The sequence below is a fragment of the Mesorhizobium sp. B2-3-11 genome (assembly GCF_006442215.1).
GTDB classification, from domain to species: Bacteria; Pseudomonadota; Alphaproteobacteria; order Rhizobiales; family Rhizobiaceae; genus Mesorhizobium; species Mesorhizobium salmacidum.
The window spans coordinates 25,060-44,661 of record NZ_VFVS01000018.1; the positions used below are offsets into that span (position 1 = coordinate 25,060).

Genomic DNA, 19,602 nt, shown 5'->3' on the forward strand with positions numbered 1-19,602 from the left:
CTCAGGCGTGTCCGGCGGCCAGGCTGAGATGGGCGAGATCGATGCCGATCGACGCGAGTATGCGATCGTATTTGCGCTCGATATCGGCGTCGAACAGCAATTCCGGCGTCGCCGGGCAGGTCAACCAGCCATTCTCGGCGATCTCGGTTTCCAGTTGGCCGGCGCCCCAACCCGAATAGCCGAGCGCCATCAGCGCGCGGCGCGGCCCTCGCCCTGACGATATCGCCCGCAATATGTCGACGGTCGCGGTCAGGCAGATGTCGTCGGAAACGGTGAGCGAGGAGTCCACGCGGTAGTCGCCCGAATGCAGGACGAAGCCCCGGCTGCGGTCGACAGGCCCGCCATTGCGCACGACGAAATCGCGCGCCTGCGCCGGAAGGCGGATCGCCTCCAGCTCGTTCATGATGCCGAGCTGCACCAAAAGGTCCGGAAACAGCATCTGCTGCGTCTGGTTGATGATCAGGCCCATCGCGCCTTCATCGCTGTGGGCGCAGATGTAGATGACCGAGCGCGTGAAACGGTCGTCCTTCATGCCGGGCATGGCAATCAGGAACTGATCGTCGAGAAAGCCGCGTCCGGCGGCTGTCTTCTTGTGGCGCAACAAATCCATGCCAGGGAGCGTAACGCGTTTCCCGGGCGCCGAAAAGATGCGCAGTACCGGATTCGACCAAAGCCCACATTGCGGGGCCGGCCTTGGCTTGTCCGCGCAGGTCACGCAAATATGATATCGGCAAGGGCCATGAAATCATTGCGTGGCCACGAAGGGACGCTCAAATCATCGCCATGCAAAGCTTGAAAATCCTGTTGCTCGGCACTGCCATCGGATTGGCGGTCGCCCTCCCCGCCACCGCCTCCTCATCAGCCTGGTACAACAGCGAGGGCGGCAAGGTGCGGCTGGTGACCAGCGGCAAGCGGGACGACGCCGGCCGCATCCAGGGTGTTCTCGATATCGCGCTCAAACCCGGCTGGAAGACTTACTGGCGCGACCCGGGTGACGCAGGTGTGCCGCCACAGCTGGACATTTCGGCCAGCACCAATATCGCCGATGCGACACTGTCGTTTCCCGCACCGCAGCGCCACGACGATGGTTATGGCAAATGGGCCGGCTACAACTATCCGGTTTCGCTGCCGGTGACGTTCACGCTGGCGACGCCGGACCAGCCGGCCGTCATCGATGCCGACATTTTTCTCGGCATTTGTGAAACCATCTGCATCCCGGTGCAGACACGGCTGAGCGTCGACCCAGCTTCCGATCCCGACAATGCCGACGACGCGGCATTGGTAAAGGCGAGTTTCACGGCATTGCCGGCACCTGCAAAACCCGATTTTGGCGTCAAGGTGCTGCCGGGCGATCACGAAACGCTGGTTGTCGAGGCGAGCTTCCCTGGCGATCCGCAGGCAGCGGATTTCTTCGTCGCCGGCGAGCGCGATTATATGTTCGGCACCTCCTCCCGCGCGGAAAAAGACGGCAAGTTGATCTTCACCGTGCCGATCCTCGATCGCCCCTCGACGACGCCGACGGACGGCGGGCTCCACTACACGCTGACGAGTTCGGCGGGCGCGGTCGAAGGGCTGCTGCCTTTCCCTTAAAGCGCGTCGTATTGAAACGAATCCGTACGATGCGCTCCAAGGTCATCTTCTTGTACATGTCGTCAGCCCAAGACCGCTGCGCATTTTGGGCGACATGTACTGAAGCTACTGCCGCGATGGTTGCAGGAAGCCACCGAGTTCGCTAGGCAAGCACGCGTCCTTCCCATTCCCCAAGCGAGGAACTCATGACCATCTCCGTTGGCGACAAGCTGCCCGAGGCGACCTTCAAGACCATGACAGCCGACGGCGCGAAGCCGATCACGTCGGCCGAGATTTTTCCGGGCAAGAAAGTGGTGCTGTTCGGCGTTCCCGGCGCCTTCACGCCGACCTGCAGCAATAACCATCTGCCCGGCTATCTCGAGAACCATGATGCGATCCTGGCGCGCGGCGTCGACACTATCGCAGTCGTTTCAGTCAACGACGTCCACGTCATGGGCGCCTGGGCGCGCTTCACCGGCGGCGAAGGCAAGATCCTGTTCCTCGCCGACGGCAATGGCGATTTCGCCAAGGCGGTCGGTCTTGACGCGGACTACTCCGGTGGCGGCATGGGCCTGCGCTCGAAGCGTTTTTCGATGATTATCGACGACGGCAAGGTCACCGCGCTCAATGTCGAGACCAAACCCGGTGTCGATGAGTCAGGCGCGGCTCATATTCTCGGCCAGCTCTGAGCTTCGACGGCCGGTCAGGCGAGGTCGCAACGGCTGGCCTCGCCCGACATGCGGCTGCGCTCCAGAACTGCCGATTTTCGGGGGATCAACGATGTTTGATATCTTCTGGCGCGCTATCGCGATCGGCGTCGGCGCCACCGTTCTGATGGACGTCTGGGCCTTTTTCCTGCACAAGGCGTTTGGCCAGCCACGGCCGAACTGGGGGCCGGTCGGGCGCTGGGTCTGGCACCTCGGCGACAAGGTGTTTCATGACGATATCGGTGATGCGGCGCCCTACGCTCATGAGAAGGCGCTGGGCTGGGCTTTCCATTACTTCGTCGGCATCGTCTACGGCATTATCCTGGTGGTGCTGGCGGGCGCAGGCTGGCTGGCCTCCCCGACCTTCCTGCCGGCCTTCATCCTCGGCATCGTCACCGTCGGCGCCGGGTGGTTCCTGCTGGCGCCAGGCATGGGCGCCGGCTGGGCGGCTTCAAAGCGGCCGAACCCGATGCAGATCCGCGCCCTCAATCTGGTCTCGCACACGGTGTTCGCGCTCGGCCTTTGGGTTACGGCGCTGCTGATCCGTTAAAATCAGGGCTGTTCCAGCCTGTCGATCGGCTGCCATCCATGGATAACGTGGCGCGCACCGATATTGTAAGCAAAATAATTGCCGCCGCCCGCCGGCTGATCCGCTTCGCGGCTGATCTGCCTGCCACTCAGCGACAACAGCAGGAGTGTTCCCACGCCTCCATGGCCCACAAAAGCAATGTTGCCGGCGCCGCCGGCATCGAGCACGGCCTCGACCTCGCTCACGATGCGCTGCTGCGCGTCGATGGCCCGCTCCCAGCCACGGATGCTTTCGTGCGGATTGGCGAAGAACTGATCGGCGACCGCCTCGAACTCCGGAGGCGGCAGGAAACCCGTCGCCGACCGGTCGTTCTCATGCATCCGCTGCCTCACCTCTACGGCAAGATTTAGATGCCGCCCGAGCACTTCGGCGGTTTCGATGGCCTTGCGTTCGGCCGACGACACCACATGTCCGATCGATGCGATCCACGGCTGGTTCAGCATTGCGTGCGCCCTGGCCCGGCCGATGTCGGACAGGCCCCAATCCGGTACCGGAATAGTGGCGTCGATCTGAACCTGAGGATGGGTGATGTAGTAGGCGATCGGCATGACAGAAATTCTCCGGCCGGTCAGCCGCCGCGAACAGAAGCTCAATAGCTCTGGGTCGAACGACGTGCTTTCGTGACCAGCGGCTGCTTTGCCTGGGTATCGGGCTTCGGTGCCGACACCGCCGGCCTGAAAGGTCCCTTCTTGAACGGCGCCATGCCTTCCCTTGCCAGTTCGTCGGCACGCTCGTTCTCGGTATGGCCGGCATGGCCCTTCACCCAGTTCCAGGTGACCTTGTGGCGCCGGTTGGCCTCGTCCAGCGCCTGCCAGAGCTCGCCGTTCTTGACCGGCTTCTTGTCGGCGGTCTTCCAGCCATTCCTCTTCCAGCCATGGATCCATTTGGAAATGCCGTCCATGACGTATTTGCTGTCGGTATGAAGCTCGACCGTGCAAGGCTCCTTCAAGGCGTTCAGCGCTGAAATGGCCGCCAGCAATTCCATGCGGTTGTTGGTGGTCTCGGCCTCGCCGCCGAAAAGCTCCTTGGTGGTGCCGTTGAAGCGCAGGATGGCGCCCCAGCCGCCGGGGCCGGGATTGCCTGAACAGGCGCCATCGGTAAAGATTTCAACCTGCTTGCTCATGCCAATCCATATTCCGAAGGAGACCTGATCGCCCGATGGAACCGCATTCTTCTGATGTATTCGGTCGGATCGCGTTTCATCACCAGCCCGCCATCGGGGACGGTCAGCCAATCGTAAAGCCGGGTCAGCATGAAGCGTAGCGCCGAGCCGCGCGCCAGCATGGGCAGCGCCGCCTTCTCCTCCGCGCTCAGGGGGCGCACGCTCTGATAACCGGCAAGCAATGCCTTGCCCTTGGTGAGATTGAAGGAAAAATCCTTCTCGAAGCACCAGGCATTGAGGCAGGTGGCGACATCGTAGGCGTAGAGATCGTCACAGGCGAAATAGAAATCGATCAGCCCCGATAACTTCTCGCCCAGGAAAAAGACATTGTCCGGGAAAAGATCGGCATGGATGATGCCCTCGGGAAGGCCCTTGGGCCAGTTCTGCTCGAAATCGGCGAAGTCGGCATCGACCTCGGCCGCAAGGCCCGGCTCGACCTCGTCGGCGCGCTCGCGAGACGCATCCCAAAGCTTGCGCCAGCCATCGAGAGCGAGCGCGTTCGGGCGCCTCATGGAAAAATCGGCGCCAGCCAGATGCAGCGCGGCCAGCGCCTTGCCAACCTCGGCGCAATGCGTCGCGGCCGGTCGCCGCAGCGAAAGCCCTTCGAGAAAGGTGATGATGACCGCCGGCCGGCCGGCCAGCGTGCCGATTACGCTGCCGTCATGCGCGGTCACCGGCAGCGGGCAGGACACCCCCTTGTTTGCGAGGTGGCCCATCAACCCGAGGAAGAACGGCAGATCCTTCTTCTCGACCCGCTTTTCATAGAGCGTCAGGATGTAGGAGCCGCTGGAGGTGTGCAGCAGGAAGTTCGAATTCTCGGTGCCCTCGGCGATGCCCTTGTAGGACAGGAGATCGCCGACCGGGTAGTGCTTCAGGAAAGCGCCGAGTTCGCCCTCCGCAACGTCTGTATAGACCGCCATGGCCGTTCACGCGGCTCCGTTGACGAAAGCCATGTCGGCCGGCGTCAGTTCGACATCGCGCAATACCCGCATGACCGGAAAATCCTCTGTTTCGGTGGCCGTGATGGCCAGGTCGATGGTCACATCGAAACGCTGGCGGAACGCGTCGATGATCTCGTCGACGATGATCTCCGGCGCCGATGCCCCGGCCGACAGGCCAAGCGTCGAAATGCCGCCGATCTCATTCCACGGAATTTCAGCGGCGCGCTGCACGAGAAGCGACATGGCGGCGCCGGCGCGTTCCGCAACTTCGACGAGGCGGCGCGAATTCGAGGAATTGGGAGCGCCGACGATCAGATAGAGGTCAGCACCCGGGGCGGTGTCCTTGACCGCCTCCTGGCGGTTGGTGGTGGCGTAGCAGATCGATTCCGCCGCCGGCGCCTGAAGGTCCGGAAAGCGCTCCTGCAGTGCGCGGATGATGCCGGCGGTATCCTCGACCGAGAGCGTGGTCTGGGTGACGAAACCGAGTGCCTTGGGATCGGCCGGCACAAGCCGGGCGGCATCGGCTTCGGTCTCGATCAGCGTTACCGCGCCTTCCGGCAACTGCCCCATGGTGCCGATCACCTCGGGGTGCCCGGCATGGCCGATCAGCAGAACGTGGCGGCCAAGCCGCTGGTGACGCATCGCCTGTTTGTGGACCTTGGAGACCAGCGGACAGGTTGCGTCGAGATAGAACAGGTTGCGCGCCTGCGCGTCCGCCGGCACCGACTTGGGCACGCCGTGCGCCGAAAAGACGACCGGCGACTGCCGGTGTTCGGCCGGAATTTCGGAAAGTTCCTCGATGAAGACGGCGCCGAGGCTTTGCAGCCCCTCGACAACATAGCGGTTGTGCACGATCTCGTGGCGGACATAGACCGGCGCGCCATATTTCTTCAGTGCCAGCACGACAATCTGGATGGCACGGTCGACGCCCGCGCAAAAACCGCGCGGCTGGCAGAGCCGGATCGTCAGAGAAGGCTTGGCGATTGTGTGAAGCATTAAATCCTGCCGGTTCGTCAGCGCCGAAATGAGGTGCCCACCCCTGCCCTGTCAAGGGTATCGCTCGTATTCAGTCCTCTTTCGCCGGCCGGCGAAGCCGTAGGATGAGTACGGCGGCAAGCGCCGCGGCAAGCCCGTACCAGGTGACAGCATATTGCAGATGGCTGTTCGGCAGATCGATGATGGTGACGCCTCCGACCGGCAGGCCGCCTGGATTTGGCGTCTTGTCGGCATCGATGAAGATCGGCACCAGCGTGAAGCCGGCAGGCAGGCCGGCGCTCGCGGCCATGACGTCGCGGTCCTTCCAGTAGAAGATGTTCGTGGCCACGTTATTGTCGGGAAGCATCATGGAGGGCTTTGCCGGAAGCGGGTTGCGGGCAAGCCCGGTGACCGTGACCTTGCCCGCCACCTGTCCCTTGGCGCGCTTGGCGGCGTCCTTGAGGTCGTAGGGCACAAAGCCACGGTTGATCAGGACGAAACGGCCATCGTCAAGGGCCAGCGGCGTGTAGACATTGAAGCCGGCATCCCCTTGCCAGGTCGCGTAGAAATGCCGTTCGCCGGAATGCAGGAAAGTGCCGGTGACAGTGACCGGCGTGTAGTCGACGTCGCCGGTCGAGGCGAATTCCTTCTCGACCTCGGCCAGCGGCAGCGGCGCCGAATGCGTGCGCTGGTCGATGGTCTGCAGCAGGCCTTCCTTCCAGTGCAGGCGCTGGACCTGCCATGTGCCGAGCGCCAGCAAGATTAAGAACAGCGCAAGGCCAAGGGCGAACAACAGTGCCGATCTCGGCCGCGAACGGCCGCCGACGTTGACGGAAGCCTCGCTCATTCGCCGCGGTCCAGCCGACCCTCGGCCGCTTTGTTGCGGTATTGCAGGGTGAGCAGCACGCCCTTGATCAACCGGAGCGCCGTCAGGCACAGCACCAGGGCCAGTGGGATCCATATCAGCAGATGCAGCCAGAGCGGCGGGCTCAGCGTCACCTCGACCCAGAGCGCCAGGCCGACGATGATGAAGCCGATGATCAGGATGACGAAGACCGCCGGCCCGTCGCCGGCATCGGCGTAGGAATAGTCGAGGCCGCAATTGACGCAGCGCTTGCCGACGGTGAGAAAGCCGGAGAACAGCCGCCCCTCGCCGCAACGCGGGCAACGGCCGTGCAGGCCGGCCGAGATCGGATCGATCGGAGGCCAGATCGCCCTATCTTCACTCATGGTTGTCTTCACTCATGGTTGTCTTCATTCACGGTCATTGCCCGATATCGATCGGCGTCCCATCGGCCACCATTGCCCAGATTTCGTCCATGTCGGAGTCCGTAACCCCAATGCAGCCATCGGTCCAGTCGACCAATTGAAGCAGCCAGCCCCACCGGCCGAAGCCGTTCGGCTGGCCGTGGATCATGATCATGCCGCCGGGATCGACATTGCGTGCCTTCGCGGCCACCAGATCCTTGGCATCGGGATAAGAGACATGGATCGACTTGTGCGCGATGCTGTTGGGATTGCGCCAGTCGAGGATATAGCGCCCCCTCGGGCGTGCGCTGATCGCCCTCCTGGTGCTTGTGGCCGAAGGGATCCCCATCGAGCGCAATCCCGTAGCTGCGCAGGACCTTGCTTGCCGTCGCCGATCAGTTCGAGCCGCCGTTGCGCCTTATGGACACGCACCAGATCGACCCTGTCACCGGCAAGAGCCGGGAATGCCAAGACGATAAACGCGAAAATTACCGAGATCAGCCGCATCTTCCATCGATCGACGATCATAGCGCCGAAAAGAAGAAGGCGGCCACGTCGCCGCGGCCGCCTCCCTAAATCGAATCCCAAAGGCGGGATCAGTGACCTTCGATCACCGCGCCGACCGATCCCCAGACGTAGATCGAGGCAAACAGGAACAGCCAGACCACGTCGACGAAATGCCAGTACCAGGCGGCCGCCTCGAAGCCGAAATGCTGCTTGGGGGTGAAGTCGCCCTTCATCGCGCGGATCAGGCAGACCAGCAGGAAGATGGTGCCGATGATGACATGGAAGCCATGGAAGCCGGTCGCCATGAAAAAGGTGGCGCCGTAGATGGAATCCTTGAAGCCGAACGGCGCGTGCATGTACTCGTAGGCCTGCACCATGGTGAACAGCATACCGAGGCCGACGGTCAGCACCAGGCCGTTGACCAGCCCCTTGCGGTCGCCATGGAGGAGCGAGTGATGCGCCCAGGTGACCGTGGTGCCCGACAGCAGCAGGATGACGGTGTTGTAAAGCGGCAGATGGAAGGGATCGAGAACCTCCATGCCCTTCGGCGGCCAGACACCACCGGTAAACGTGTGGCGCGCGTAGTTCTGCACCTCCCCGGCAAAAAGGCTGGCATCGAAATAGGCCCAGAACCAGGCGACGAAGAACATCACCTCCGAGGCGATGAACATGATCATGCCGTAGCGCAGGTGGAGCGACACGACGCGCGTGTGGTGGCCCTCATGCGCTTCCTTGATCGTGTCAGACCACCAGGCGAACATGGTGTACAGGACGATCACGATGCCGATGAAGAACAGCCACGGATTGGCGATGTTGAAGCCGAAGATCGGGAAGGAGCCGCCCTTCAGGTATTCCATGAGGCAGACACCGCCAAAAGCGGTGACAAGCGCTCCGACCGATCCCACGAAGGGCCACGGGCTAGGGTCGACGAGATGGTAGTCATGGTGTGGTTTTGCGTGAGCGTCTGCCATATCAACCCCCGAGATTTCCTTCGGTATCTGAAACTGTCTTGCTATTGCCCTTGGCTGGCTCCGAGGAGGCGACCGGCTTGTTCTTCTCGACCGGGAACATCGTATAGGACAGGGTGATTGTCTTGATGTCCTTCAGTTCCGGCACATTCACGATGTCGGGGTCCACATAGAACAGGACCGGCATGTCCAGCGTCTCGCCGGGCTTCAGCGTCGTGTCGGTAAAGCAGAAGCATTCGACCTTGTTGAAGTACGGACCGGCCAGTTCCGGCTGCACGTTGAAGGTGGCGCGGCCTGTGACGGGGCGATTGAACTTGTTGGTCGCCTGATAGTGCGCCTGCACGGTCTGCCCGATCTTCATGGTCATCGAGCGCTGGACCGGCTGGAACTCCCAAGGCACGCCGGCGATGTTGGCGTCGAAGCGGACGGTAACCTCGCGGTCAAGCACGCGGCCGGCATACTGCCTCTCGACACGCTGCGTGGTACCACCGTAACCGGTCGCCTGGCAGAACATCTTGTAGAGCGGCACGGCTGCATAGGCCATGCCGATCATGCCGGTGAAGAAGGCGAGGCAGACGGCCGCGACGGCGCGGTTGCTGGTCTTGCCGGCCGTCTTTCTGGGCGTCTCGACGCTCATCAGATCTTGCCCGACAAATTGTGGCCGAACTTCACGATCGTGGCGATGTAGAAAATCACGACCAGCAGAGCCAGCGCTACGCCTATCGCAATGGAACGGCTGCGCTGGGCCTTCTTCTGGCGATCGGTCAAGGTGACCATCTCGAGTTCTTTCTCAACCATAGTCATGCCCCACCCATGGCAAGCGCGCGTTCGACGACACAGTCGGCCAGATAGGCGGCGAAGATGGCGAAGAGATAGAGCAGCGAATAGGCGAACAGGGCCTTGGCCGGCTTCATGGCGCGGTCGTCGTCGGCCATGCCAAGCACTTTCCAGGCATACCAGACGAAACCAACGCCCAGCAGCAGAGCGGCCACGCCATAGAATGGCGTCGTGTAGCCGAGCAGCCAGGGCAGCACGCCGACCGGGGCCAGCACCACTGCGTAGGCGAAAATCTGACGGCGGGTCGATGCATGGCCGGCAACGTTCGGCATCATCGGGATGCCGGCGCGGCCATAGTCCTCGGACTTGAACAGCGCGAGCGCCCAGAAATGCGGCGGCGTCCACAGGAAAATGATCAGGAACAGGATGATGCTTTCGAGGCTGACCGATCCGGTCGCCGCGGCCCAGCCGATAACCGGCGGGATGGCGCCCGCGGCACCGCCGATGACAATGTTCTGCGGCGTCGAGCGTTTCAGCCACATCGTGTACACGACGGCATAGAAGAAGATGGTGAAGGCCAGCAGCGTCGCGGCCAGCCAGTTGACCAGCACGCCGAGCGTCATCACCGACAGGACCGAAAGGACCAGGCCGAAGCTGAGCGCCTCGTGCGGCTGGATACGACCGGACGGGATTGGGCGGCTGGCGGTCCTGGTCATCACCGCGTCGATGTCGGCGTCGTACCACATGTTGAGAGCACCCGAGGCGCCGGCCCCAATCGCAATAGCCAGGATGGCTATCACCGCCAGCAGCGGGTTGATGGTCACCGGTGCCGCGACTAGCCCGACAAAGGCGGTGAACACCACCAGCGACATGACGCGCGGCTTCAGGAGGGCGAAGAAATCGCCCGCCGTCGCTTCCGACATGCGGAAGCCCGCTTCGTCAATGCTGGTTTTGTCGACTAGGGCCATGCGTACTCAAGTCCATTATTCCGTTGGCCAAAACCGCCGGCGGACCGGCGGTTTTGCATTCGAGGGGAGCCGCCTTACCTGATCTTCGGCAGCTGCTCCCACTGGTGGAAGGGCGGCGGCGAAGGCAGCTGCCATTCGAGAGTCGTTGCGCCCTCGCCCCATGGGTTGGCTCCGGCCACCCGCTTCTTCTGGAACGCTTCGAACACGCAGTAGAGGAAGATCAGGACGCCGACGGCCGAGATATAAGAACCGATGGACGACACATAGTTCCAGCCCGCAAACGCGTCGGGATAGTCGATGGTGCGGCGCGGCATGCCGGCGAGGCCGAGGAAATGCTGCGGGAAGAAGATCAGATTGACGCCGACGAAGGTGACCCAGAAGTGGGTGTTGGCGATGACAGGCGAATACATGTAGCCGGTCATCTTCGGAAACCAGTAATACCAGCCCGCGAAGATGGCGAACACCGCGCCCAGCGACAGCACGTAGTGAAAGTGGGCAATGACGAAATAGGTGTCATGCAGCGACCGGTCGAGGCCGGCATTGGCCAGCTGGACGCCGGTGACACCGCCGATGGTGAACAGGAAGATGAAGCCCAGCGCCCACAGCATCGGCGTCTTGAACGAGATCGACCCGCCCCACATCGTTGCGATCCAGGAGAAGATCTTCACGCCCGTCGGCACCGCGATGACCATGGTGGCGAAGACGAAATAGCGCTGCGTGTCGAGCGACAGGCCGGTCGTGTACATGTGGTGCGCCCAGACGATGAAGCCGACGGCGCCGATCGCGACCATCGCGTAAGCCATGCCGAGATAACCGAACACCGGCTTGCGCGAAAAGGTCGAGATGACGTGGCTGATGATGCCGAAGCCCGGCAGGATCAGGATGTACACTTCCGGGTGACCGAAGAACCAGAACAGATGCTGGAACAGGATCGGGTCACCACCGCCATCAGGCGCGAAGAACGTCGTGCCGAAGTTGCGGTCGGTGAGCAGCATGGTGATGCCACCGGCCAGAACCGGCAAGGACAACAGCAGCAGGAATGCGGTGATCAGCACCGACCATGCAAACAGCGGCATCTTGTGCAGGGTCATGCCGGGCGCGCGCATGTTGAAGATGGTGGTGATAAAGTTGATGGCGCCGAGGATCGACGAGGCGCCGGCGATGTGGATCGACAGAATCGCCAGATCCATGGCCGGTCCGGGCTGGCCCGAAGTCGACAGCGGCGGATAGAGCGTCCAGCCGCCGCCCACGCCAAAGGCGCCAGGCGCACTCGGAACGAACATCGAGGTGAGCAGCAGGATGAACGCCGGCGGCAGCAGCCAGAACGAAATGTTGTTCATGCGCGGGAACGCCATGTCGGGAGCGCCAATCATGATCGGCACCATCCAGTTGGCAAAACCGCCGATAAGCGCCGGCATGACCATGAAGAAGATCATAATCAGGGCGTGCGCGGTTGCGAAGGCATTGTACATGCTCTTGCCGCCGTCGATCGCGGCGTCACCGTTCATGCCATAGACCATCTGCGCCAGGCCGCTGAAGATCTGGATACCAGGCTCCTGCAGCTCCATGCGGATGGCGACCGAAAGCGCGCCGCCGATGATGCCGGCCATGATCGCAAAGATCAGGTAGAGCGTACCGATGTCCTTGTGGTTGGTCGAATAAACCCACCGCACCCAGCCATGATACGGCTTATGGTCGTGCCCGTCGTGAGCTGCAGCGTCTGCCATGTTCCGCTCCGTTCCCTAAATCTTGCTAACCCGCGACATCAATTGCCGGCGGCCGCTACCTTGTTCTGGCCATCGACCTCGGCCATGAGCGTCTTGTTGGCGCCCGGGAGATTGGTCTTGGCTGCCGCCAGCCAGGTCTTGAATTGCGCATCCGAGACGACACGGATGGCGATCGGCATGAAGGCGTGATCCTTGCCGCAGAGTTGCGAGCACTGACCATAATACAGGCCTTCCTTCTCCGCCTTGAACCAGGTCTCGTTGGTGCGCCCCGGAACGGCGTCGATTTTGATACCGAAGGACGGCATGGCGAAAGAGTGGATCACATCGGTCGCGGTGACGAGCACGCGGGTCATTGTGTTGACCGGCACCACCAGCTCATTGTCGACAGCGAGCAGGCGCGGATAGGCCTTGCGGTCCTCCTTGCCGGCGGCGGCGCGGTCACCGTCCTGGAGGATAGCGGAGTTGAAGGCGAGCGTGTTGTCGGTCTGGTATTCGTAATCCCAGTTCCACTGGTTGCCGGTCGCCTTGACCGTCAGCTTGGCCTCTTCCGGCGGAGTGTATTGCGCGGTCAAGAGCTGGAACGAGGGAATGGCGAGACAGAGCAGGACGACGACCGGGCCGACGGTCCAGATCACCTCGATCAGCGTGTTGTGGCTGGTGTTGGAGGGAACCGGGTTGGCGCTCGCGCGGAACCTCACGATGCAGTAGGCAAGGAGAAGCAGCACCAGAATGGTGATCGGAACGATGAACCACATCGTGTAGTTTCCGAACCACTCGATCTGCCGCATCATGTCGGTCGCCGGCGCCTGGAAGGTGGTCTCCCACTCCACGGGCTGATCGGCATGGGCGGATGTGCCTGCAAAAATCGTGGCAGCGGCACAAGCACTCAGAAACTTGGCACTTGCTAGAAACCTGGCGCTAGCTAGGAAATTTCTCATCGCCCTCTTCGTCTCCCAGTTCCTCGCGGCGGTGCCAACGAGAATAACGAACAATGCCGGGACGGGAATCCCGACAGTCTCAAGCTGGTTCAAACCATACTCTTTTTCCCTCCGCAAGAAAGGAGCGGTCGAAACCGTGCGGCATTTTTGCGCGCAAGCTGACATAGCTCTTCCAGGGCAATGGCCACGGTAGCGAATCGAGTATGTTCGGCGGTCTGTCCGCCCTATGCTGGCGGCGCCCGCAAAGCGTCGTAATTCAGGCGAATTTGGCAGGGAAAAGCGCTGTATTGCCTGTTTCGGGACAGTCCGGCCGCGGTCTCGTCCTTTACTTGGTATTGGCGCGGCTTAAAGTGCCGTGATTCGCAATGGAGCCGTCATGAACTCTTGGCTTTCGAGACTGAGGCATACGCGACCGGGACTTTCGAGAACCCTGGCGAACGCCGTGTTTCTCGCCGTGCTGTCCGCGGTCGGCCTGTTCGTCGCCGGTCAGGCCAATGCCGCCCAGCCGAGCGGCACGGTGCGCTCGACGCATGGCGCGTGGTCGATCATCTGCGACACGCCGGCCGGCGCCACCGCGGAACAATGCGTGATGATGCAGAACGTCGTCGCCGAGGACCGTCCGGAGATGGGGCTTTCGGTCGTCGTGCTGCGCACCGCCGACAACAAGGCCGAGATCCTGCGCGTGCTGGCGCCGCTCGGCGTGCTGTTGCCGAACGGGCTCGGCCTCAACGTCGACGGCAAGGACATCGGCCGCGCCTATTTCGTGCGCTGTTTCCAGGACGGCTGCTACGCCGAGGTCATTCTCGAAAAGCCGCTGCTCGACACGCTGAAGACCGGCACGTCGGCAACGTTCATCGTCTTCCAGACGCCTGAGGAAGGCATCGGCATCCCGGTCGACCTCAAGGGTTTCGCCGACGGCTTTGCCGCCCTGCCCTGATCGCGGCTCTGCGCTGAACAAGACTTGGACGCTGAATCAGACCTGGACGCGGCTTTTGCCGACCCAGAAGCATGGCTTGCATCAACCGTACGATGTCATTCGTCGGCACTGATCTTCATTGCCGATTGTGTGGGCGCGGCTTCACGCCTACATCGGGGGAAAGCAATCATCCCACGGACGGACGCGCCATGAACAGCCTGATCGGCCAATTCGACATTTCAGACGACCGCATCAAGCAGATCGTCGCCGATACCATCAAGGGTGCAGACGACGGCGAGCTTTTCCTCGAATACAGCGAAAGCGAAGCGCTGATGTTCGACAACGGCCGGCTCAAGACCGCCAATTTCAACACCGACCAGGGCTTTGGCCTGCGTGCGGTCGCGGGCGAAGCCAGCGGCTACGCCCATTCCAGCGACCTGTCCGAGGCATCGCTGCTGCGCGCGGCCGAAGCCGTGTCGACCGTCAAGGGTGGTTATTCTGGGACGCTTGCCGCAGCCCCCGCCCGCACCAACCGCCATCTCTATGGCGACGAGAACCCGATCCCCTCGCCTTCCTTCGAGGCCAAGGGGAAGCTGCTGCAGGAAATCGACGCCTGGCTGCGCGCCGAGGATCCACGCGTGCGCCAGGTGACGGCCTCGATCGCCGCATCCTGGCAGCATGTCGAGATAGTGCGCGCCGACGGCCAGATGGTACGCGATACCAGGCCGCTGGTCCGCGTCAACGTCTCGGTCGTCGTCGGCGACGGCGACCGCCAGGAGAGCGGCTCCTATGGCATGGGTGGACGCAAGGCGTTCGGCGACTTCCTGATCGAGGATAGCTGGAAGCACGCCGCCAGGGAGGCGCTCCGGCAGGCGCTGGTCAATTTGGTGGCGATCCCGGCACCGGCCGGCACTTTCGACATCGTACTTTCCAGCGGCTGGCCGGGCGTGATGCTTCACGAAGCCGTCGGGCACGGACTGGAAGGCGACTTCAACCGCAAGAAGACCTCGGCCTTCGCCGGCCTGATGGGGCAGCAGGTGGCCGCCAAGGGCGTCACTGTCGTTGACGACGGCACCATCCCCGAACGGCGCGGGTCGCTCACCGTCGACGACGAAGGCACGCCTTCGGCCCGCAACGTTTTGATCGAGGACGGCAAGCTGGTCGGCTACATGCAGGATCGGCAGAACGCGCGTCTGATGGGCATGAAAGCCACCGGCAATGGCCGGCGTGAAGGCTATGCGCACCAGCCGATGCCGCGCATGACCAACACCTACATGACCTCAGGCGACATGGAGCCGGACGAGATCATCGCTTCCGTCAAGAACGGCATCTATGCCGTCTCCTTCGGCGGCGGCCAGGTCGACATCACGTCGGGCAAATTCGTGTTCGGCTGCACCGAGGCCTACATGATCGAGAACGGCAAGGTGACGCAGCCGATCAAGGGCGCCATGCTGATCGGCAACGGGCCTGACGCCATGCACCGCGTCACGATGGTCGGCAACGACATGAAGCTCGACAATGGCATCGGCATGTGCGGCAAGGCCGGCCAGGGCGTACCCGTCGGCGTCGGCCAGCCGCATCTGAGGATGAACCAGATGACAGTCGGCGGCACGAGGGTCTGAGGCGTCGGGGCGTTCTGGAATCATCGCCCGCCAACGATATTTTCCGGGCGTGCAGCCATCGTGTCCAAATCCGGGAACGCGCCAGAGGACGTCCATCTGAAACCGATGCCGGCCTTTGCTCCCACGCGGCCGCAGGACGTGTTTGGAATCCTGCAGCACGCCGGCGGGCCAAAAACATTGGAGGATATGGACCCGGGTGTACGTGCTGAAGCGCAGCAGGGCCATGCTCGCGATTGATGCCAACCTACGGCGCGGCAACCTCTGCCTTATGCGAAACACAATCGTGTTAGGATATTATTAATTGTTCAATTGCTCGAACTGGCGTTTGCGCATTAGCTTATCGCAAGTCTTCTCGTTGTGGTGGTGTTGGCAGTGCTGCGTTTCCCTCACGTCCTGACCTCTTCTTTCCTCTTTGGCGTCGTTTCGTTGGTTGGTGTTTCGTCGCTCTGTGTCAGTCCGGCGGCGGCGCAGTCGACATGGTTCAAGCGAACATCGACGCAACCTGCGGCCGGTGCAAACTCAGTCGCGGTCGGGGGACGCACCAGCGTTCCGTATGGCTGGGTCGATTTCTGCCATCGCCGGCCGAAAGAGTGCAAGGTGCCGGCCCTGCCCGCCACGAGCGTCAGGCTGACAGCGCAGAACCTGAGCATCCTCAAACGGATAAACCAAAAGGCGAACCGCTCCATCAAGCCCGTCAGCAACTACGATCACTGGGGTACGACGATGGACCACTGGGACTATCCGGTGGACGGCAAGGGCGACTGCAAGATCTACGCGCTCTACAAGCGCAAGCTTCTTCGGGAGGCGGGATTTCCCCGGCAGGCGCTGCTGATGACGGTGGTGCGCGACCTGAACAATGAGGGTCACACCATCCTGACGGTGAAGACCGACAAGGGCGATCTCATCCTAGACAATATGGTCGACGAAATCCGTCCCTGGAATGCAACCGGCTATTATTTCCTGAAACGCCAATCGCAACAGAACCCGAACATCTGGGTTTCGCTCAACCAGCGAGGCGGCACGCCAAAAACCTGACGGATGCCGCCAAGCTCGTAGTTTGAGCGGCCGGAGCGAGCCGCCTTTGACAGGCTGACGCGCCACAAACCAGCGATCCCCTCTCTCGCAAGGCCATGGGCGGGATGTGCGCCCCGCGAACGGGAAGGTGACCGGCCGCGACAGCTTACTGGTTGCAGGCCGGTTCGCCCTGCTGTCCGCAAGACGGCTTCTTCTTGAGCTGCTGTGGCGGCTGCTCCTGCGGGAGACGCCGCTCTTGCATCTGCTGTCTCGGCTGCGCGCGGAATTCCGGCTTCGGCTCCGATCTCTGCGGCCGGAGCACCTGCTCGTTAGGCCTTTCCGGTCTCAACTGACGCTGCGCATTCTCGTTCGGCCTGATCCTGAGGTTGCGCTGGACGTTAACCTCCGGGCCGGCGGCGCCCTGTTGGCTGTTCTGCAGCCGGCGCAACGTCCTGCCCCTGTCGTTCCTGCTGGCGGAGCCCTGATTCTCGTCGGAGAACACGGCCGGATTGTTCCTCCTGAACCGTTTCTGCACGCCCGATCCGTTGTCGGTTGGCTCACCGTTGACGGTCGGTAGTCTGCGGAACTTCCTGCTCTTGTCGTTTCCGCTGGCCGGGCCTTGATCCTGGTTGGAGAACACCTCCGGATTGTTCTTCCTGAGCCGCTCCTGCACGCCAGGCCGATTTTCGGCCGGCGCACCGTTGACGGTCGGCACCTTGCGCAACTTCCTGCCCTTGTCCTTTCCACTGGCCAGGCCCTGATCGTTCGATTCGACAGCGGACTGGCCGGCGGACAAGTCCCTGCGCGTCAGCTTTTTCGGTTTGCCGGTGTTCTGGTCGGAGAAGGCGTTCGGATTGTTTTTCCTGAACCTCTCCTCGGCACTCAGCCCGTTCTCGGCCGGAGCACCGTTGACGGTCGGCAGCTTGCGGAACTTCTTGCCCTTCTGCTGAGCCGTGCCCTGCTCTCCGGCAACAGCAGCACCGGCATTTCCGGTCGCCTCTTGGTTCCCGCTCACGATGCCTTCCTTGCCAAGCTGCTGCCTGGACCTGTTGCTGGGCAAATTCTCACCGTTCAGCGCCGGCTTACCGTTGACGAGCGGCAGCTTTTTACCGTTGGCTCCTGGCAGGGCGTGGTCGGTTTCAAGCTTGCCGGTCGACAAGTCCTTCGACAGCGGAGTCGCGGCACCAGGCTGCTGGCCCTGTATCACACGCTGGCCAGGCTTCTCCGGCAAGCCACCCTGTTGCTGACTGGACGGGGCCTGACCGGACATGGCCGCTCTCTTTTTCAGCAGCGGCGGCAGCGCGACCCTGGCCGCCAGTGCAGCCGAGCCGGCCCCAACCGTGCCTCCGGCCGTGTTCTGGCCTGTAGCGAGGCCACCCTGAGCATTGTGATTGATGGTCTCGTTTTTGATCGTGGTGTTGATGTTGTTGATGACGGTCGTGTTGTGGATGTTGTTGAAGATGATGTCGTTCGGCGGCGGCACGATGTGACGCGGCGGGTTGATGAACGCAGGTATCGGCACGAACACCGGCGTTGGCAGGACGAAGACGTCGACCGGCGGCGGCGGCGCCACCAGCACCACGAAATCCGGCGGCGGCGGCGGCAGGAAGATCACCGCGATCGGCGGCGGCGGTTCGAAGTCGAAATCGGGATCGTCGAAATAGAGCACCGGCCTGTCGACGTAGACGATTTCCTCCTCCGGCGGCGGCGGCAAATCATACTCATAGACGGTGAATTCCTCCGGCGGCTCCAGGGCCGCATCGAAATGTTCGAGCCGCCGGCGCGCGTCCCAAGCATGCGGACCATGCGGATAGCGCCGCAGATAAGACCAATAGGCTTCCGGCGTGTCCTGCAGCCAGGTCTCGCGCCACGTCATCGCCTCGCGCCGCGCGGCGATGATGGCGCGCACGCGCTTGGCCATCGGATCGTGTGGATAAGCGCCGAGGAAATCCTCGTAGCCGCGCATCGTGTCGCGGTCGAGAGCCGCGACATAGGCGTCCTGAGCGTTGAAGTCGCGGATGGCCCTGGTCCGATTGGACCGGGATTCGGCCTCCGAAACCTTGGGTGCGGGCGCGTCCGCGGCACGGTCGAAGAAGACGAACGGCGTGGTGATTTTCGAGACGTTCCACGGCACTTCCGCACCTTGCGTCACCTCGTTGACGCGCAGTCGTGTGCGGTCGAACACGTCGTCAAGCGACAATCCGCCCTCGCGTATCATCTCGGCCAGCGCCTGAGCATAAGCGCCGTAGGGGCCTTTGCCTTCGGGCGCGACCGTTCCGGGAGCGGCGTTGAAGGCAATCAGCATGTTCGGATCGGGATCGACCAACGCAAGGCCGCCGGCCAGCGGCTCTTTCCACTTCGGGAAGGGATTTGGCCGCGCCGCGTCGAGCACGACGATGTTGACCTTCGTCGGCAATCCGGCCAGCGACTTGGTGACATCGGAGAGCCGCATCGCCTGAAGCGGCACGTCGGCTGGACTGGCAATCTGGGCATCGATCGGCAAGTAGTAATTCTCGCCTTCGAACTGCACGCCGTGGCCGGCGAGATAGACGAAGACAATCGCGTCGGGACCGGCGGCGGAGACCTTGCCGAGGAAATCACGCAATGCGCCGCGCAGCGATTCCTGATCGACATCGCGCGCCCCCACCACATCGAACCCCGCCGCCTGCAAGGTCTGCGCGATCAGGCCCGCATCATTGGCGGCGGTGGCTAGCTCGCCGGACTGATACGCGCCATTGCCGATGACGAACCCCAGGCGCTTTTCACCTTGTGCGAGGGCTCCGGTCGCGGAGCTGACCGCGAAAAAGATAAGAACAACGATGAGGCCGATGAATTTCTGAAGCGCCTGCATGTCCGCTATCGCCATCGATTCATATTAGTAACGACGAATAGGCCGAAATGTTTCCCAAAGATGCGAAATTAGGAGCCCGCACAAAGGCGGCTTTAGGGCGCAATTTCGTCGAAAGAACAGAGG

At 62.4% G+C, this 19,602-nt stretch carries 20 protein-coding genes and 1 pseudogene; 6 read left to right on the forward strand and 15 right to left on the reverse strand.

Translation table 11 applies throughout. The features are described 5' to 3' along the window. Position 1: 1 nt before the first annotated feature. Entirely contained in the window at positions 2 to 610 is a 609-nt protein-coding gene (locus FJ960_RS22320) for a YqgE/AlgH family protein (protein WP_027142370.1), read from the reverse strand. A 173-nt stretch (positions 611 to 783) separates the two neighbouring features. On the opposite strand from FJ960_RS22320, the gene FJ960_RS22325 reads away from it, so the two are divergent. The 3 genes from FJ960_RS22325 (at position 784) to FJ960_RS22335 (ending at position 2,826) form a co-directional block, all read left to right on the forward strand. Further along, entirely contained in the window at positions 784 to 1,590 is an 807-nt protein-coding gene (locus FJ960_RS22325) for a protein-disulfide reductase DsbD domain-containing protein (RefSeq protein ID WP_140716827.1), read from the forward strand. 185 nt (positions 1,591 to 1,775) lie between these two features. After that, positions 1,776 to 2,258, forward strand: a complete 483-nt coding sequence (locus FJ960_RS22330; protein ID WP_015318782.1) for a peroxiredoxin — start codon at positions 1,776 to 1,778, stop codon at positions 2,256 to 2,258. A gap of 91 nt (positions 2,259 to 2,349) precedes the next feature. Beyond that, on the forward strand, positions 2,350 to 2,826 hold the full coding sequence (locus FJ960_RS22335; RefSeq protein WP_140716829.1) for a DUF2938 domain-containing protein: 477 nt from the start codon (positions 2,350 to 2,352) through the stop codon (positions 2,824 to 2,826). A 2-nt stretch (positions 2,827 to 2,828) separates the two neighbouring features. Here FJ960_RS22335 and FJ960_RS22340 read toward each other — a convergent pair whose 3' ends face one another. The 13 genes and pseudogenes from FJ960_RS22340 to coxB form a co-directional block, all read right to left on the reverse strand. Further along, complete coding sequence (locus FJ960_RS22340; protein ID WP_140716831.1) at positions 2,829 to 3,413, reverse strand: histidine phosphatase family protein; 585 nt, start codon at positions 3,411 to 3,413, stop codon at positions 2,829 to 2,831. 41 nt (positions 3,414 to 3,454) lie between these two features. Beyond that, the gene (gene rnhA / locus FJ960_RS22345; protein ID WP_140507785.1) at positions 3,455 to 3,988 is read right to left on the reverse strand and encodes a ribonuclease HI; all 534 of its coding nucleotides are present in this window, start codon (positions 3,986 to 3,988) and stop codon (positions 3,455 to 3,457) included. Continuing rightward, positions 3,985 to 4,947, reverse strand: coding sequence for a homoserine kinase (locus FJ960_RS22350; RefSeq protein ID WP_140507787.1), 963 nt, complete (start codon positions 4,945 to 4,947; stop codon positions 3,985 to 3,987). Before FJ960_RS22350 ends, rnhA begins: the two co-directional genes overlap by 4 nt. A 6-nt stretch (positions 4,948 to 4,953) precedes the next feature. Further along, positions 4,954 to 5,964, reverse strand: coding sequence for a 4-hydroxy-3-methylbut-2-enyl diphosphate reductase (ispH, locus tag FJ960_RS22355; protein WP_140716833.1), 1,011 nt, complete (start codon positions 5,962 to 5,964; stop codon positions 4,954 to 4,956). Between the two features lie 70 nt (positions 5,965 to 6,034). Further along, positions 6,035 to 6,790, reverse strand: coding sequence for an SURF1 family protein (locus FJ960_RS22360; protein ID WP_181167452.1), 756 nt, complete (start codon positions 6,788 to 6,790; stop codon positions 6,035 to 6,037). Continuing rightward, positions 6,787 to 7,173: a DUF983 domain-containing protein gene (locus FJ960_RS22365; RefSeq protein WP_027142361.1), complete on the reverse strand. Its 387-nt coding sequence runs from the start codon at positions 7,171 to 7,173 to the stop codon at positions 6,787 to 6,789. Before FJ960_RS22365 ends, FJ960_RS22360 begins: the two co-directional genes overlap by 4 nt. Before the next feature lie 34 nt (positions 7,174 to 7,207). Next, a pseudogene (locus FJ960_RS22370) lies at positions 7,208 to 7,719 on the reverse strand (L,D-transpeptidase family protein). Positions 7,720 to 7,787: 68 nt separating this feature from the next. Beyond that, positions 7,788 to 8,669 (reverse strand): cytochrome c oxidase subunit 3, encoded by an 882-nt coding sequence (locus FJ960_RS22375; protein WP_027142360.1) that lies wholly within the window; start codon positions 8,667 to 8,669, stop codon positions 7,788 to 7,790. A 1-nt stretch (position 8,670) separates the two neighbouring features. Beyond that, a complete protein-coding gene (locus FJ960_RS22380; RefSeq protein WP_140507791.1) occupies positions 8,671 to 9,303 on the reverse strand; it encodes a cytochrome c oxidase assembly protein in 633 nt (210 codons plus the stop codon). Next, positions 9,303 to 9,464, reverse strand: coding sequence for a hypothetical protein (locus FJ960_RS22385; RefSeq protein WP_140716835.1), 162 nt, complete (start codon positions 9,462 to 9,464; stop codon positions 9,303 to 9,305). The genes FJ960_RS22380 and FJ960_RS22385 overlap by 1 nt, the downstream gene beginning before the upstream one ends. A gap of 2 nt (positions 9,465 to 9,466) precedes the next feature. Beyond that, positions 9,467 to 10,411 carry a heme o synthase gene (locus tag FJ960_RS22390; RefSeq protein ID WP_140507795.1) on the reverse strand — a complete coding sequence of 315 codons (945 nt, stop codon included), beginning with the start codon at positions 10,409 to 10,411 and terminating at the stop codon, positions 9,467 to 9,469. A gap of 74 nt (positions 10,412 to 10,485) precedes the next feature. Further along, positions 10,486 to 12,138 carry a cytochrome c oxidase subunit I gene (gene ctaD, locus FJ960_RS22395; protein ID WP_140507797.1) on the reverse strand — a complete coding sequence of 551 codons (1,653 nt, stop codon included), beginning with the start codon at positions 12,136 to 12,138 and terminating at the stop codon, positions 10,486 to 10,488. A gap of 38 nt (positions 12,139 to 12,176) precedes the next feature. Continuing rightward, positions 12,177 to 13,193, reverse strand: a complete 1,017-nt coding sequence (coxB, locus tag FJ960_RS22400; protein WP_181165836.1) for a cytochrome c oxidase subunit II — start codon at positions 13,191 to 13,193, stop codon at positions 12,177 to 12,179. A gap of 259 nt (positions 13,194 to 13,452) precedes the next feature. Between coxB and FJ960_RS22405 the strand changes: the two genes are divergently transcribed. From FJ960_RS22405 to FJ960_RS22415, 3 genes are all read left to right on the forward strand, one after another. Continuing rightward, complete coding sequence (locus FJ960_RS22405; protein WP_181165837.1) at positions 13,453 to 14,013, forward strand: invasion associated locus B family protein; 561 nt, start codon at positions 13,453 to 13,455, stop codon at positions 14,011 to 14,013. A 188-nt stretch (positions 14,014 to 14,201) separates the two neighbouring features. After that, on the forward strand, positions 14,202 to 15,614 hold the full coding sequence (tldD, locus tag FJ960_RS22410) for a metalloprotease TldD (RefSeq protein ID WP_140716837.1): 1,413 nt from the start codon (positions 14,202 to 14,204) through the stop codon (positions 15,612 to 15,614). Positions 15,615 to 15,986: 372 nt separating this feature from the next. Beyond that, positions 15,987 to 16,649 carry a transglutaminase-like cysteine peptidase gene (locus FJ960_RS22415; protein ID WP_181169864.1) on the forward strand — a complete coding sequence of 221 codons (663 nt, stop codon included), beginning with the start codon at positions 15,987 to 15,989 and terminating at the stop codon, positions 16,647 to 16,649. Positions 16,650 to 16,794: 145 nt separating this feature from the next. On the opposite strand, the gene FJ960_RS22420 is transcribed toward FJ960_RS22415, so the two are convergent. After that, the gene (locus FJ960_RS22420; RefSeq protein ID WP_140716839.1) at positions 16,795 to 19,479 is read right to left on the reverse strand and encodes a caspase domain-containing protein; all 2,685 of its coding nucleotides are present in this window, start codon (positions 19,477 to 19,479) and stop codon (positions 16,795 to 16,797) included. Between the last annotated feature and the right edge of the window lie 123 nt (positions 19,480 to 19,602).